The organism is Pseudoalteromonas spongiae UST010723-006, from assembly GCF_000238255.3.
In the GTDB taxonomy this organism is placed as follows: domain Bacteria; phylum Pseudomonadota; class Gammaproteobacteria; order Enterobacterales; family Alteromonadaceae; genus Pseudoalteromonas; species Pseudoalteromonas spongiae.
Genome location: NZ_CP011039.1, coordinates 1,289,957 through 1,305,724 on the forward strand (window position 1 = coordinate 1,289,957; position 15,768 = coordinate 1,305,724).

Sequence of the window (15,768 nt, forward strand, 5' to 3'; positions counted from 1 at the left end):
TCAGTGTTGCTGTTATTTGCCCCAAACCCTATTAAATCGATATAAAATCCATCTAAAATAAATATATTTATATATTTTTCAATGTATTAAGTTCTAGCTTGGCGTTTGTTAAAGGTTTTGTTTTGCTGTGCTTTGATTTATTATTTAGGCCTATTTTGATTTGTGGATGGATGCGCTGTTGTTTCGTTTTAGTGATTATGAATTTGAACCAGAAACAGGTTACCTAACGCGGTTGAACGATGCCCAAACTCAGCAGCCGGTGTTACTGCGAAATAAGGTTGCTAATTTACTGACCTATTTTTTGCAGCACCCAAATGAACTCATTGCTAAAGAAACCTTGCTTACACATTTATGGCAGCATGGTGACTATCGCGAATCAGCATTAACGCAAAGTATTCGTGAGTTACGTTTGGCCCTAAACGATGATGCTAAATCGCCGTGTTACATTAAAACAATTCCACAACGTGGTTATCAGTGGATTTGCCCAATAACACGTGACGTAAATCAGGCAGAATCAAAGCATTCTGAACAACCAACAGCAAAAAAAATACAGACAGAAAACACGTTAAATAAATCCCTAGGTTTATGGATTGTTGTGGGCGTTTTAATGTTAGCCGGGTTAATATTGGCTATTGGAATTTGGCAACTTAATAGCGGTAATGTTGCTAACCATAGCGAACAACAAAACCAAGTTACATCGCGTTTGCGAGTAATGGTGCTGCCGTTTATTAACGATACACAACAGCCAAGCATGGCATGGCTAGAACATGGCCTGTCAGATATGTTGGCGGTCGATTTAAAGCGCTCTCAACGGGTTGATGTGATTTCGCCCTCTGAGGCACATTTATCGTTGTTGAAAAATGAGTTGCCGTGGCCCGCAATGCCAGTACAAATACGTAACTTACTCGATAAACTTGGGGCAAATGTCGCTATTTTCGCAAGTGTGCGCATGCATCAGCAAAAACAAGTTATCGACTTTCAGGCAATCTATTCTGATGGACGCATCAAACAGGGTAGTTTGAGCTATGACGAGTTAGCGTCGCATATTGAAGTTATCTCGCAGCAGATCCTAGCAATGATAAACGTTCATAAACACAATAATAAAAAAGCGCTTCCTGATATTTCCGCAATGGCGATCGCTCAAGGCATGCAAGCATTGCAAACCACGGGTGCTGCAGAGGCGATTAAATATTTTCAAGCAGCAAACACCATATCGCAAACAAATTGGGCAAGCGCTTATTTGGCAAGAAGTTATATTGCTGTGGGAAAATGGTCAGAGGCTCGCATCGAATTTAGTAAAATTGGGCAAAACGACCTAAAATACGACCCACTACTTAATGCCTTTATCGCGTATTGGCAGGCAATTATCGCGACACGTCAAGGCAGTAGCGACCAACACGCTTTGATTGAGAAAAGCATTCACGCCAGTATCAACAGCCAAGACCCACAATTAATCGCAGAAAGTTATCGTTTACAAGCGTCATTGGCTTGGCAAGCAATGAAATGGCAGCAACATGATGAATTACTAAAAAAAGCAGCGAAGTTAACTGATAATTATACTGAGTTAGCCGCAACGGCAGATTCACTATTCTATTTGGGCCAACCAAATAATGTGGGGCTAGAAAAAAGCCCGTATAACGATTTAGCCAAAAATAAAGAGCGACTCACTAAGGCGCTGAGTTTTTACCAAACCCTCGGCAATCTAGAAAAAATCGCGGCAACACAACTGGCGATTGCACAAAACTATTATTTTGACCAAGAAAAACGTGAAATCGCTTTGCAAGATGCATTAGCGCGCTTTGCCGAGCTTAACTTACCGTATGAGTTAGCAATGGCAGAACTTTATGCGGGTTTTTATCATATGCAATTGCACCAAGGACAACTTGCTGAGCAGTATTTTAAGCAAGCAAAGCATGGGTTTGAAAAGCTGGGTGCCAAATCGGCGTTGCCGTGGGCTGATTTTTATATAGCGTTTTCCTACCTTGATCAAGGACTAGATCAAAGTGAACTGGGCCGCCATGGACAAAACCCAGAAATGCTTAAGCGAGCGATTAATGCGTTTCAGACACTATTACCGAATACGCAATCGGATGTCATAAAAGCAAGCAGTTATGTATTTGTTGCATGGGCATACACCGACTTACAACAGTTTGATAAGGCGAAGCATGCACTTAAATTAGCGTTAACCCATTCCAGCGACCCTGCGTTAACCTTAACAAATGAATATGCGCGTTATTCGTTAATGTATATTTACCTACTGCAAGACCAAGCGCAAAAAGTGCTGGAAATAGAAAAACGCCCTTGGCGTACAAGACTACAAGCGGTTTATGTCGCCAAAGCGTATGCTGCATTAGCGCAATATAATAAGGCGGCCAACACGCTTAATGATTTAAAAGAAGTAATGCCGGGGTATTTCACAATACAAGATAACGACCTGCTTGAAGCCTATCGCAGACAAAATAGGGCAGGCAGTATCATGCTCGAGCAAACTCTGCCTAAAGCGCATTCCGTTTATTGTGAAACAGATTGGTCGATTGATATCAGTAAACATGCTAACTAACAGTGCTTTAATCACTATCGTTTTACCAGTCATTTTGTGCCTTTATGTAAGCTGGGTGGTTATTGCTTGCTTCATGTATAAGGGTTACAAATTCGCTGAATACCAAGGCTGTTTTTCTTTACAGCCCTCATTTTGCGTGTCTTTATCGCGGTGCTTGATATGTTGCCTAGCGATCTAAATGAATACAAACCAAAGCTTGCACGCTCAGCTCACATCCCTTACCTGGATTTTGTTCACAACAATGATAAAAGTTTGCGTAAGAGAACTGTTCGCCTGCGCTTGTTGATTTTCTACTGCGTTATCGCTTATTTATGCTGACTAACCCCATTGCGTTCTCGGCATTGTTTAAATATCGTGAAAATAAGCATGAAAGCTTAATAGGCTTTCATGTAAAAAACAGCTAACCCGCATCGCTGCCTTACATATCAATCACCGCCTTATCGGATTATGGAGCAGAATTCACTTTATCTGTGTAAACAACAATTCGATATGCGTGGCGTGGTTATTTTTTGACGATACGACAGGCTCGCTTAAGGTGACTTAAACGCTTACTTTGTAACCTAATGTGTTTTTAAAAACATAATCATGGCTAATTTTACGAAAAGATCGAAATATGACTAGACAAATGACACCGGTGTCTTTATTATCCTCATTAACAAATGACAGCGCTGTCATTATTTTCCCTTGTAAGTAATGTGAATTAAGATTTGAGGGCTCCACTTCTATCATTCTGCCCAGTGATAGGGGCCCTCAATTAGCTAACACAGAGTTAACCAACGTAACGTTAAGCAAAGCGCTTTATCAGGCAATGTAATAATTGCCTGACATTTTTCTAAAATCGCTCCAAGCACCTGATCCGACCTCCACCTGATTAAACTTTTCTTACAGATTAAGCTTTACAGATAATATTCGCCGTATGTTATAGTAAAAAGGTCGCTAGCCCCCGTATTTAGCGGGTGTTATGAAAATTTATTATTGCAAATGTAAATAAACTGTTCTTATTTGTTATATATAAATGAACGCGATTGTTTAAAAAATGCAAAAATAATTGTAGCGATATTGTAATTTTACGTGTAAGGTTTGTTATCAGATGACAACGCTGTCATCTTCACTGGGCAGAAAGTGAATTAAACCAAAACAAAATGATTCAAGGGGAATCCTGTGTTAGCTAAAAATTTCAAAAAAAGCTTATTAGCAGTTAACATCGGTTTAGCAATGGGCGCTGGTTTTTCAGGCGTGGCTGTTGCAGCTGATTCAGAAGTACAAGCAAAAGAAGATGTGGAAGTAATTGAGGTACGTGGTATTCGTCGCTCTCTTGCAGCATCGGTAAATACTAAACGTTTCGAAAACTCAGTTGTAGATGCGCTTACAGCTGAAGATATCGGTAAACTTCCAGATTCTGACGTAGGTCAGTCTTTAGCACGTATTCCGGGTATTTCTGTAAATAGAACATTCGGTCAAGGTAGTTCAGTTTCTATCCGTGGTACAGACCCACGTATGACACTAACAACGCTTAACGGCCAAAACGTAGCGTCAACTGGTTGGTATGACCAAATGAACATTGACCGTTCATTCAACTATTCAATGCTTCCACCTGAGCTTATCGGTGGCATGGAAGTTTATAAAACTTCTCAAGCGAATATTGTTGAAGGCGGTATTGGTGGTACGGTTATCGTTAAAACTCGTAAACCGCTTGACCTAGATGCAAACACTATTTTCGGCTCAGTTAAAGGCGAATATGGTTCAATCAATGAAAATGTAGCACCAGATGTATCAGCGTTATACAGCTGGAAAAATGATGCTGAAACTTTTGGTGTTTTAGTATCAGGCGCTTACGTTGACCGTGAATATCTTCGTCGTGGTACAGAAGCAGATTTAGATTGGGGTGGACGTTCGTCTATTCAGCCTTCAAGCTTCCTACAAGAGCAAGAGCGTACGGCATTAAACGTAGCACTACAGTATCGTCCAACTGATAACCTTGAGTTCGGCGCATCAGTTATGATGCTAGAACTAGGTGCAGACAGCATCGGTGCAAACATGTACATCGAAACTGATACAGATTGGGGTGACGGTGAGTCAGTTTGTCAATCTAAAAACTCAGCTGGCGTTTGTACATACAGTGATACTCCTGAAAATGCAGCTTCTCGCGTATTCTTCCAAAACTGGGCTCGTCAAGGTGAAATGACATCTGACACAATCGAGTTAAATGCTAAATACGAAGGCGATAACTACACAGTAAAAGCAGTGGCTGGTAGCACGAAAGCTGACGGTGGTACTCAAATGAGTGCAAACTTTGGCTACGGTTGGTGGGGCGATCGTTTTGGCGAAGTTAAATGGGCTGGTGTAGTAGACGCGACAGGCAAAAAAGTTGACATCGATGGCCGTGACATGGGCTTCACTGTAGATCAACTTGATACGACAGTTGGTACATCTCAGTGGACTGGTATTAAAGGTCCTAACTCAGATGAAGAAGTTTATGCGCAGGTTGATTTAGACCTTGACGTAGATCTAGGTGCAATTAACAAGTTCAAAACGGGTATTCGTTACACGCAACACGAATTCGAGCGCTTCCAATACAGTGCAGTATATGGCGACGGTGCAAATGTATTTAATACGAGCGATTTATACAGTGGCACAATGGAGCTAGGTTCAGAAGGTTGGACTATTCCAAAAGCAAACCTAGACGCGATGATCAATTCAACTGTATCACTAGTGGATGAGTTTGTATACTCACGCCCAGGTTACGGTAAAATTGAAGAAGATAACCTTTCTGCATACGCAATGTTTGAGTTCCAAAGTGACGGCTTACGCGGTAACTTCGGTGTTCGTTACATTTCAACAGACGTAACGTCTAAAGGTCATTATATTGATAACTCACCGGCAGACAAATTAGGTACTAACGCAGGTTGGAGTACGGGTCTTACTTCGGCTGAAGGTGATTACAGTGACTTCTTACCGAGCATCAATATTGCGTATGACCTATCAGAAGATATGATTTTACGTTTTGCTGCGTCACAAGCGATTACACGTCCTAACTATGACGCGCTATTCTTAGCAAGCCTTGACGGATACCCAGATGACCGTCGCGGCAACGAAAACATCACATACGGTAACCCTGCACTTGAGCCAATGAAAGCATCTCAAGCTGATATCAGCTTAGAATACTACTATGGTGACAGTAACTTATTTGCAGTGACTTTCTTTATGAAAGACATCAGCAACTTTATCGTAGGTACAACTGAAGACAATGTTGCTATCGGTGTAATTAACAACGATTTAGAAACGCCAGCTGATAGCTGGATCGTTAATAACTTCGTTAACGCGGGTGGCGGTACAATTGACGGTATCGAATTCCAACTTAACCATGCATTTGGCAATGGTTTTGGTGTGAACGCTAACTACACGTACTCAGATGCTGAAGCGCCTAAAGAAGTATACACAGATCAGCTAAGCGTTTTCTCTGAGTCGTCTAAGCACACGGGTAACTTAGTTGGTTACTGGGAAAATGAGACGTTCTCTGCGCGTGCGGCATACAACTACCGTTCAGAATATATGATCCGTGAATACGGCGCATATTATGGTAACCGTATGCACGATGATTACGGTTCGCTAGACCTATCATTCGGTTGGAATGCAACGGATAACATCGCAGTACGTTTAGAAATTGTAAACTTAACTGCTGAAGATGATATCCAATACGGTGCAGCATCAGGTACAGATTCTAATGTACAAGTTAAACCTTCACTTAAAGATGGCTTCCCAGTATGGTCATTCGAAGGTGAAACAACTTATAAACTTGGTGTGAACTTCACGTTCTAATTCATGTTTTAATAAAAACCCAGTATTGTTACTGGGTTTTTTTCGTTTTGGAGCACAAAAATGATAAAAAAAGTCGCTATTCTAGGTGGGGGCACTGCCGGCTGGTTAGCTGCAAATCATTTAGGGCATGCGCTTTCAGCAACTGATATCGAAGTTACACTTATCGAGTCAGAAGACGTACCGTCAATAGGTGTTGGCGAGGGCACCGTTCCATTTATTAAAGATACACTGCAAAAGTTTGGCATCTGTGAAGTTGATTTACTACTCGGTTGTGACGCAACGTTTAAGCAAGGTATAAAATTCACCAACTGGATGGATAAGACCCGTCACGGTGAATGTAACCATTATTACCATCCGTTCGAATCCCCATACCCAAATGAGTTTGATGTCACTAACTATATGCTAGGCGAGGGGAGTGAATTACGCTTTGATGATGTAACGATACAATCAGCTGTTTGTGAGTTAGGATTAGCGCCGAAACTTGTTTCTTCAGCTCCTTACCAGGGCGTTCTAAACTATGCATATCATTTTGACGCCGCGAAGTTTGCATTATTATTAGCACGTAACGCCAAAGAAAGGTTTAACGTTAAACATTTAAAAGCAACGGTTGAGAACGTACAACTTGATGATACCGGTAATGTAAAAGCAGTAACGAGTGTCAATGGTGATACACTTGCTTTCGACTTTTTTGTTGATTGTACAGGTTTTGCATCGCTGCTTATTGATAAAGCACTTAATGTACCCTTTGTTAGTAAGGCGGACGAATTACTAACGGATAAGGCGCTTGTTAAACAAGTGCCCCTTAACCCTAAACAAGGGATTTTTCCATATACCAAAGCAACGGCACATCAGGCAGGTTGGATATGGGATATTCCGTTAACCACCCGACGTGGCACTGGTTTTGTCTATGCCAGTGAGTTTATGAGTGAAGATGACGCACACCGTAAATACGCACGCTACTTGAATTTAGATGCAGACAAACTTGATGTAAGAAAAATCAACATGGAAGTAGGCTACAGAGAAGTGTCGTGGTATAAAAATTGTGTGTGTTTAGGCCTTGCACAAGGATTTTTAGAGCCGCTTGAAGCGACTTCAATCTTATTAACCGATTTTACAGCAGATCTGCTTGCTAAAAACTTTCCAAAAAATCAATCTGATGCAGATGTGATGCGCGATGATTTCAATAAAGCTGTGACATATGCATGGGATAGAACGACGGATTTTATCAAGCTACATTATTGTATTTCTGATCGTCAAGATTCTGATTTTTGGTTAAAAAACCAATCATTGGCGCACAGCTCTGAAGAACTTAAAACACGCTTAGCCAAATTTAAGATCAGACCACCGCACCGTCAGGATTTTTTTAGTCGCTTTGATCTTTTTGATGAAAAAAATTACCTCTATGTACTGTACGGTATGCGCTACCCAACGTCTAAACCGCACTGTTCTGAGCAAGAGGTCAAGCTAAGTCGTGAACTATTGGCACGTAACAAAGAAATGCTGTCAATGGCGCAAGAAAAACTACTGTTAACGAGTGAGTGGTTAACTAAGTTGAAGCAAGCAGTACGTTAATTTTACTTTAGAGGTTTTGTGGAAATTATAAATCCAGATAAAAAAATAGCGGTTTTTGATTATGATGAGTCATCACGCACCGAAGAACTCGCGTTTTTAACACAAGGGTTAGATCATTTATTTGTTCTGCCTGAAGTTCTAAATGTAGAAAATGTGCCCGATGCATCAGGTGCGAGAGCACTTTCAACGGTACACTTAAGTGACCGTTTAAATCTTGTCAATTTTCTACAATTAAAGACAATGCCAATGGGACATTGGCTTTTTAATAGTATCAGTCAAGCTGCGTCCCAATTTGGGTTAGGGAAAACGCGAAACATTCGCCAGTTTAAGTTTCATCGCACTTGGGCAAATAGAATAGAACAAGGTTGCAATACCATCGCACATCGACATGCCCAAAAAGATTGGGCTGCACCTCATGTGGTTGCAATTTTATACGTTGAATGTGCCCCAGGAAGTGCCGATTTAGTGTTTGTTGATGACGACTCAAATGTAATGCGAGCAGAGCATATCAGTCACTACAATGCAAAGCTGTGCACCACAATTGATAGTAAAGCAGCAAGATTAGTGGTCCACGATGCGACGTATTTGCACGGCACGACAGAACATGCGCTTGATCAAACTAGATCTTGCATTATTTTTGAAGTAGGATTTCCACCATTAACATAACATTCATATTTTTTGGGCTTGTTTTTTACTAATGCAACCCATATAACGGTATAAACGCTGATTAATTGTTAGCAAAACTATTTATAATTATTAGAATTCCACTGGAGCAGTAAGATGACGGACGTAATAAAGCCACTTCATAATGTTGAACATAAAGATGTTAAAATTAAAAACGGTTTCAACACAGACCTAGTTAAAGATCAACACTTAGTACCAGTTGTGGCGCACGAATTTGCACGTGTAGCTAACGAATACCCAATTGTATTTGTAAAAAATAACGAAACTGAAGAATTCCAGCCAGTTGCAATGTTAGGTCTTGAGCCTGGTGAGAACCTATTTGTTAAAGATGGCAAATGGCAGGGTGCTTATCTTCCACACGCACTTACGCGTTACCCGTTAGTACTGAGCAAGAACCCTGAAAATGAAGAGCAACTATTTGTTGGTATCAACGAATCTAGCGACCTTGTAAACAAAGAAGAAGGTAATGCACTTTTCGATGAAAAGGGCGAAGAAACAGATTACCTTAAGCGTCGTAAAGAAGGCTTAATTGCGTTTGTTGAATTCTCACAAGTTACTGCTGCGTTCACTAAGTTCCTAGCTGATAAAGAACTACTTATCCCGCAAACACTAACGCTTGAAATTAAAGGCGAGAAGCGTGATATCAATGGTATCTACCTAATCGACGAGAAAAAACTAAACGAGATGGCTGATGACGAGTTCTTAGAGCTTCGTAAGCGTGGTTACTTACCACCAATCTACTCGTTCTTAACATCAATGCCTCAAGTAAATCGTCTTGCACGTTTAAAAGCAGAGCACGGTGCTTAATTTAACGGCTAAACGTTAAGTAAAAAAAGCGCCAGTTGGCGCTTTTTTTGTGTTTGTTGTTTGTTAATTTTCTTTATGTGTTTTCAGCATCGCGTACAGCTCGTCTTTTAGGTGTAAACGACGCATTTTTTGTTTTTCTAGGTATGCGTCAGAAGTATTTTCAACGCCTTCTTCAATGCGGATCACTTCGTGATCAAGATCGTGGTATTCCTTAAATAATTTAGAAAAGTGCGCATTAGTCATTTTTAATTCGCGAATTTCTTCATTAAACTCTGGAAACTCATGATGCATGTCGTGTTTTTCAATAAACATGGGTGTTATTCCTTATTGTGCACAGTTGATACAAGTTTGAACATAGGGTAATGCATGTAAACGCTCGCGTGATATTTCGCTCTCGCACTGGCTACAAATGCCATAATTATTGTTTTCTAAGCGCGAAATAGCGGCATTTACTTGTTGTAATTCCAATTTTGCCTCATGGCGAATGCCGTCGAGCACTTGGTCGTTTTCACTCTCTGTCGCTTGCTCTGCAAAGTCTTGCGAGCGACCTTTTTTAAAATCTGAACCAATCGCATTGATGCGTTTATTGAGTTCGATTTGTTTTTCTTTAAGCTCGATTAAAATTGCGTTTTTGTTCATAACGCCTCCTATTCTTTAATTATTAATCTACGCCGCTTTGATGGGATTGCGTTGATCTAGCGCAAAAAAATAACGCCTTTGTGCTGTTCATCGAAAATGCTTGAAATTGACGCGTTTGCCTTGCAAATTGAATAGAGTGTTTTGTTCTTTGTTGTTGCTTCTTGACTTAGACCACTAGGACTACAAAGCCACGCCGCGATCAAAAAAGCTTTGGATTTGAACAGAATTTAGACCACAAAGATCAATACGCTCTAAAAACAAAAGGAAAACAATAATGAACAAACGACTCGCAACTGCGTTTTTAACAGCGTTTTTATCTACTAGCGTGTTTGCATCCAGTGAACAGCCTTTCTCAATCGCCATTCACGGTGGAGCAGGCACGATAGACAAAAGTAAATTTACCCCTGAAAAGGAAGCGGCGTATCGCGCTAAACTGCAAGAAGCAGTAGAAGCAGGTTATAAAGTGCTTGAAAACGGTGGTGAGAGCTTAACGGCGGTCACTACAGCCATTAATATTTTAGAAAATTCGCCGTTTTTTAACGCCGGCATTGGTGCCGTTTACACTTATGATGGACACCATGAACTTGACGCATCAATTATGGATGGGCGCGACCGTCAAGCGGGTGCCGTTGCGGGTGTAAAGCACATTAAAAACCCAATCGATTTAGCACGGTTAGTAATGGAAGAGTCTGTACACGTGATGCTAAGCGGCAATGGCGCAGAACAATTTGCTAAGAAAAACGGCATGAGTTTAGTTAATAACAGTGTGTTCGACACCGAGCACCGATATAAAGCGCTAGAACGCGCTAAAAAGAAACTCAATAAAACAGAGAACTACCAAGCAAATCATCGTGCACTGCCTGAGCAATATAAAATGGGCACGGTCGGCGCTGTGGCGTTAGATAAACACGGTAACTTGGCAGCTGGTACGTCAACGGGTGGTATGACGGCAAAACGCTTTGGTCGTATTGGTGATTCGCCTGTGATTGGTGCGGGTACCTTTGCCGATAACCGTTCATGTGCGGTGTCTGCTACAGGCCATGGTGAATATTTCATCCGTTACAGTGTGGCGTCTGATATTTGTGCTCGTGTGCAGTATCAAGGCAAAACCATTCAGCAAGCCGGTGATGAAGTAATTCATGATGTACTTAAACCAATAGGGGGCACAGGTGGTGTAATTATTGTTGATAGTAAAGGTAATATTAGTCTGCCATTTAATACCAAAGGCATGTATCGCGCGTCAAAACTGGCAAATCAGCCTACCTATGTGGCAATTTTTAAAGACGAATAACGGCGATTTTTTAGGGTCTGTTGACCTTTCAAGTTTGTTTTTGCAGCAGTTTGATTGGGTTTTATACAAGGCAGAGGCTGCGTGGCATAGTTATTCTATGTGAGTCAGCCGATAACACAGTTGAAAACCCAATCAAGCGCTGCCGAACGGTTCTTTTGAGCGCACTTTTTTCATTGTTTCCTATATGGATGTAGGTAAGGGGCGTGAGCAGGACGCGGAAGCTTTGCTCGATATTCGCTTAGATTGCTAGCCCACACACCGAGCGCCGCGATAAAAGCACGCTCACACATAACGAAAATAGAACAGCGAAGATCAACAGACACTAGTTGAATAAAATTAAAATAAGGGAAGCGCAATGCTTCCCTTATTTTATGACAATCAATTTGTTATTATTGGCCTTTTGAAATTCCGCTTTATTCTATCTATGGCTAATCCACAACAGCAGCTCTATTCACTCTTAAAAAATTGTCTTAAGAAAGATCAGTTTTTCTTCAAACGTCGCCTCGATGGTGTGAAAAAAATAAATGATGAAGCAAAACAGGTGAAGGTGCTTACCACAATTACAAAAGACATTGAAAAAAGCATCGAGCTGAGGGAGTTACGTTTAAAGCAACTGCCAAAGGTGAGTTATCCAGTAAACCTACCAGTTAGTCAGAAAAAAGACGATATTAAAAAAGCCATTAGCGAAAATCAGGTGGTGATTGTCGCGGGTGAAACCGGTTCAGGTAAAACCACTCAGTTACCTAAAATTTGTTTAGAGCTTGGCCGAGGTGTTGCAGGTTTAATTGGCCACACCCAACCACGCCGATTAGCTGCGCGCAGTGTTGCCGCCCGTGTTGCTGAGGAAATTGGCACTACCATAGGTGATAAAGTGGGTTTTAAAATTCGCTTTAGTGATCAAGTTTCTAACTCAAGCTATTTGAAGCTGATGACTGATGGTGTGTTGCTTGCGGAAATTCAACAAGATAGATTTTTAAACCAGTACGACACCATCATTATCGATGAAGCGCACGAACGCAGTTTAAATATCGACTTTATTTTAGGTTATTTGAAAAACCTGTTACCCAAACGCCCCGATTTAAAACTGATTATCACCTCGGCAACCATCGATCCCGAGCGATTTTCAAAGCATTTTAACAATGCGCCGATTATTGAAGTATCGGGCCGCACTTACCCTGTTGAGGTACGTTACCGTCCGTTAACGGAAATCGACAAAACAGAGATGGAAGCAGAGGGCGATCAACTGCAAGGTATTTTTGATGCGGTTGATGAGCTATTGCAAGCTGGGCCGGGCGATATTCTTATTTTTATGAATGGAGAGCGTGAAATTCGCGATACTGCCGATGCGCTCGCAAAACGCGGCCTTGCAAATACCGAAGTGCTGCCACTTTATGCGCGCCTTTCAAATGCTGAGCAAAATCGTATTTTTGCCTCGCACTCTGGCCGTCGTATTGTATTGTCTACTAACGTTGCAGAAACGTCACTTACGGTTCCGGGCATTCGTTATGTTATCGATCCTGGTACGGCACGCATTAGCCGATACAGCTACCGTACTAAGGTTCAACGTTTACCAATTGAAGCAATTTCGCAGGCCAGTGCCAATCAGCGTAAAGGGCGATGTGGTCGTGTGGCGGAAGGTATTTGTATTCGTCTTTATTCAGAAGAAGACTTTTTGGGCCGCCCTGAATTTACCGACCCTGAAATTCTACGCACAAATTTAGCGTCAGTTATTTTGCAAATGTTGGCACTTGGCTTAGGCGATATTGCGAAATTCCCATTTGTGCAAGCACCAGATAACCGTAATATTACCGATGGTCTTCGCTTACTCGAAGAAATTCAGGCAATTACACCGGTTACACGAAAGAAAGATTATAAGCTGACTAAAGCAGGGCGCGAATTAAGCCGCTTACCAGTTGACCCGCGGCTAGCTAAAATTGTGCACGCAGCGAAAGATTTCGACACCATGTTCGAAGCGATTGTGATTGTGGCGGCGTTATCGATTCAAGATCCACGAGAATTCCCGCAAGACAAAAAAGCCAAAGCACAAGAAAGCCATAGCCGCTTTGCGGACAAAAATTCTGATTTTATCGGCTTTTTAAATTTATGGCGTTATTTAGAAGAGCAACAACAAGCGTTGTCGCGCAGCCAATTTAGAAAGCTTTGCCAAAACGAATTCTTTGCTTATATGCGTGTGCGTGAATGGCAAGATATTGTTTATCAACTGGTATCAACATGCGAAGAAATGGGTTTTAAAATTAACCAAAACCCGAGCGATTACGAAGCAATTCATAAGTCAATTTTGGCAGGTATGCTCAGCCACATTGGTATGAAAGATGAAAATCAGCAATACACAGGGGCGCGTCAAAGTAAGTTCTTTGTATTCCCAGGCTCAGGTCTTTTCAAAAAGTCACCGAAATGGTTAGTGGCCGCAGAGCTCGTTGAAACCAGTAAACTCTTTGCCCGTATTAATGCCAAGATAGATCTTGCATGGGTTGCGCCACTTGCACAGCATTTGGTGAATCGCAGTTACAGTGAACCGCACTGGCAAAAGAAAGCGGGCGCGGTAATGGCGTTTGAACAGCAAACCCTATATGGCTTAACCATTGTGTCACGTAAAAGTGTGCAATTTAATAAAATAGACGCCAAGTTAAGCCGTGAAATTTTTATACGCAGTGCGTTGGTTGAACAACAGCTTGGTCAAAGTGAAAGCTTTTTAAACTTTAATCAAAAGCTGATTGATGAAGTACAAGATCTTGAGCACAAAGCGCGCCGTCGCGATATTTTAGTCGATGAAGAAACCTTGATGGACTTTTACCATCAACGATTGCCAGATAACATCACCAGTCGCGTTGAGTTTAATACTTGGTGGAAGAGTAAAAAGAAAACTGAGCCAAAATACCTGCATATGGATAAAGCGGCGTTAATGCAACATGATGCGGCTCATATTAGTAAAGACAATTACCCTGACGTTTGGCAGCAAGGCAATTTGTTCTTCCCGTTAGAATATCATTTTGAACCGGGGCAAGCATTGGATGGTGTAGTGGTGCAGGTGCCTTTAGCGCTGTTAAACCAAGTGGAAGATACAGGTTTTGATTGGCATATTCCGGCGTTTCGTCATGAGTTAATAACTGCGTTAATCAAATCGTTACCGAAAACAACGCGCCGTAATTTTGTGCCAGCGCCTAATTACGCTGATGCCGTAATGGCGTCGCTTGAGCCAATGCAGGGCAGTTTTATTGAAGCAATCAGTAAGCAGTTATTGCGTATGTCAGGTATTACAATTAAAGCACAAGAATGGGATTATTCTGCGTTGCCAAGTCATTTGAAACTTCAGTTTGCCATTAGAGATGATAAAAATAAATTGCTTGCAAGTGGTTTCGACTTAACTGAGCTTAAAGAAAAACTGAAAGGTAAAGTAAGTGACAATCTTGCCAAAGTGGCTGAAAAAGGCATAGAACAAAGTGACTTAATTGAATGGTCATTTGGTGAATTACCGGCATCTTACGTACAAAAACAAGGTCAGTACGAGGTTAAGGCGTATCCAGCTTTAGTAGATGAAGGAAAATCCACAAGCATTAAATTGTTTGATGCTAAAGACAAAGCAGATAGTGCACACTTAAAAGGCTTACGCCGTTTAGTGTTATTAAACATTCCATCGCCGATTAAGTATTTACAGCAAAAACTGCCAAACAAGGCGAAGTTAGGCCTTTATTTTAATCCGTTTGGTAAAATTAACGAACTGATTGACGATTGTATTGCCGCCGCAGTTGATGGCATTTTGGCTACGAGCAGCGCTGTACGCGATGAGCAATCGTTTTCCGAGATTAAAGAAACCATTCGCGGTGAGTTGGGTGATGCAGTTGTTGCTATTGCACTCGATGTTGAAGCGGCACTTAGCCTAGTTAGTGGCTTGAATAAAAAGCTTAAAGGTAAAACTGATCTCACTATGATCTTGGCGCAAGGCGATATTAAAGAACAGTTATCACAGCTTATTTTTAAAGGCTTTGTCACCCGTCACGGCGCCAAGCGCATCAAAGATGTGATCCGCTATTTAAAAGGCATTGAGCGACGATTAGAAAAACTGCCGATTGACCCGCATCAAGATAAACTTAAAATGTTGGATGTGGAAAAAGCACAAAAGCTACTTAGCGATGCACTTGGTAAAGCGCGTTCAAACAGTGAAAAACAGAAACTTGAGGAAGTACGCTGGATGATTGAAGAACTGCGCATTTCAATGTTTGCACAGAATTTAGGTACAGCGTATCCTATCTCGTTGAAGCGCATACAAAATGCAATCAAAGAGAGTAGTGGCGAATAAATATCACAAGCAAATGTAAATTTTTTGTTATTGGAAATCGGCATTTGCTGTGGTAATAATAAACCTGCGACAGGAAGT

The 15,768-nt window shown here is 41.3% G+C and carries 9 protein-coding genes; 7 read left to right on the forward strand and 2 right to left on the reverse strand.

What is annotated here, in order from left to right; all coding sequences use genetic code 11:
* Positions 1–178 precede the first annotated feature (178 nt).
* The 5 genes from PSPO_RS06125 (at position 179) to PSPO_RS06145 (ending at position 9,442) form a co-directional block, all read left to right on the forward strand.
* Complete coding sequence (locus PSPO_RS06125) at positions 179–2,560, forward strand: winged helix-turn-helix domain-containing protein (RefSeq protein ID WP_158523438.1); 2,382 nt, start codon at positions 179–181, stop codon at positions 2,558–2,560.
* Between the two features lie 1,161 nt (positions 2,561–3,721).
* Positions 3,722–6,379: a TonB-dependent receptor gene (locus tag PSPO_RS06130; protein ID WP_010560317.1), complete on the forward strand. Its 2,658-nt coding sequence runs from the start codon at positions 3,722–3,724 to the stop codon at positions 6,377–6,379.
* A gap of 60 nt (positions 6,380–6,439) precedes the next feature.
* On the forward strand, positions 6,440–7,951 hold the full coding sequence (locus PSPO_RS06135; RefSeq protein WP_010560316.1) for a tryptophan halogenase family protein: 1,512 nt from the start codon (positions 6,440–6,442) through the stop codon (positions 7,949–7,951).
* A gap of 18 nt (positions 7,952–7,969) precedes the next feature.
* Positions 7,970–8,617 carry a putative 2OG-Fe(II) oxygenase gene (locus PSPO_RS06140; RefSeq protein ID WP_010560315.1) on the forward strand — a complete coding sequence of 216 codons (648 nt, stop codon included), beginning with the start codon at positions 7,970–7,972 and terminating at the stop codon, positions 8,615–8,617.
* A gap of 114 nt (positions 8,618–8,731) precedes the next feature.
* Positions 8,732–9,442: a SapC family protein gene (locus PSPO_RS06145; RefSeq protein WP_010560314.1), complete on the forward strand. Its 711-nt coding sequence runs from the start codon at positions 8,732–8,734 to the stop codon at positions 9,440–9,442.
* A 63-nt stretch (positions 9,443–9,505) separates the two neighbouring features.
* Here PSPO_RS06145 and PSPO_RS06150 read toward each other — a convergent pair whose 3' ends face one another.
* Both PSPO_RS06150 and PSPO_RS06155 read right to left on the reverse strand, forming a co-directional pair.
* On the reverse strand, positions 9,506–9,754 hold the full coding sequence (locus PSPO_RS06150; RefSeq protein ID WP_010560313.1) for an HP1242/YdcH family protein: 249 nt from the start codon (positions 9,752–9,754) through the stop codon (positions 9,506–9,508).
* A 12-nt stretch (positions 9,755–9,766) separates the two neighbouring features.
* Positions 9,767–10,081, reverse strand: coding sequence for a TraR/DksA family transcriptional regulator (locus PSPO_RS06155; protein WP_010560312.1), 315 nt, complete (start codon positions 10,079–10,081; stop codon positions 9,767–9,769).
* A 274-nt stretch (positions 10,082–10,355) separates the two neighbouring features.
* Here PSPO_RS06155 and PSPO_RS06160 point away from each other — a divergent pair, with 274 nt between their 5' ends.
* Positions 10,356–11,372, forward strand: a complete 1,017-nt coding sequence (locus PSPO_RS06160) for an isoaspartyl peptidase/L-asparaginase family protein (RefSeq protein WP_010560311.1) — start codon at positions 10,356–10,358, stop codon at positions 11,370–11,372.
* Positions 11,373–11,796: 424 nt separating this feature from the next.
* Complete coding sequence (gene hrpA / locus PSPO_RS06165; protein ID WP_040642413.1) at positions 11,797–15,690, forward strand: ATP-dependent RNA helicase HrpA; 3,894 nt, start codon at positions 11,797–11,799, stop codon at positions 15,688–15,690.
* Positions 15,691–15,768: the final 78 nt, after the last annotated feature.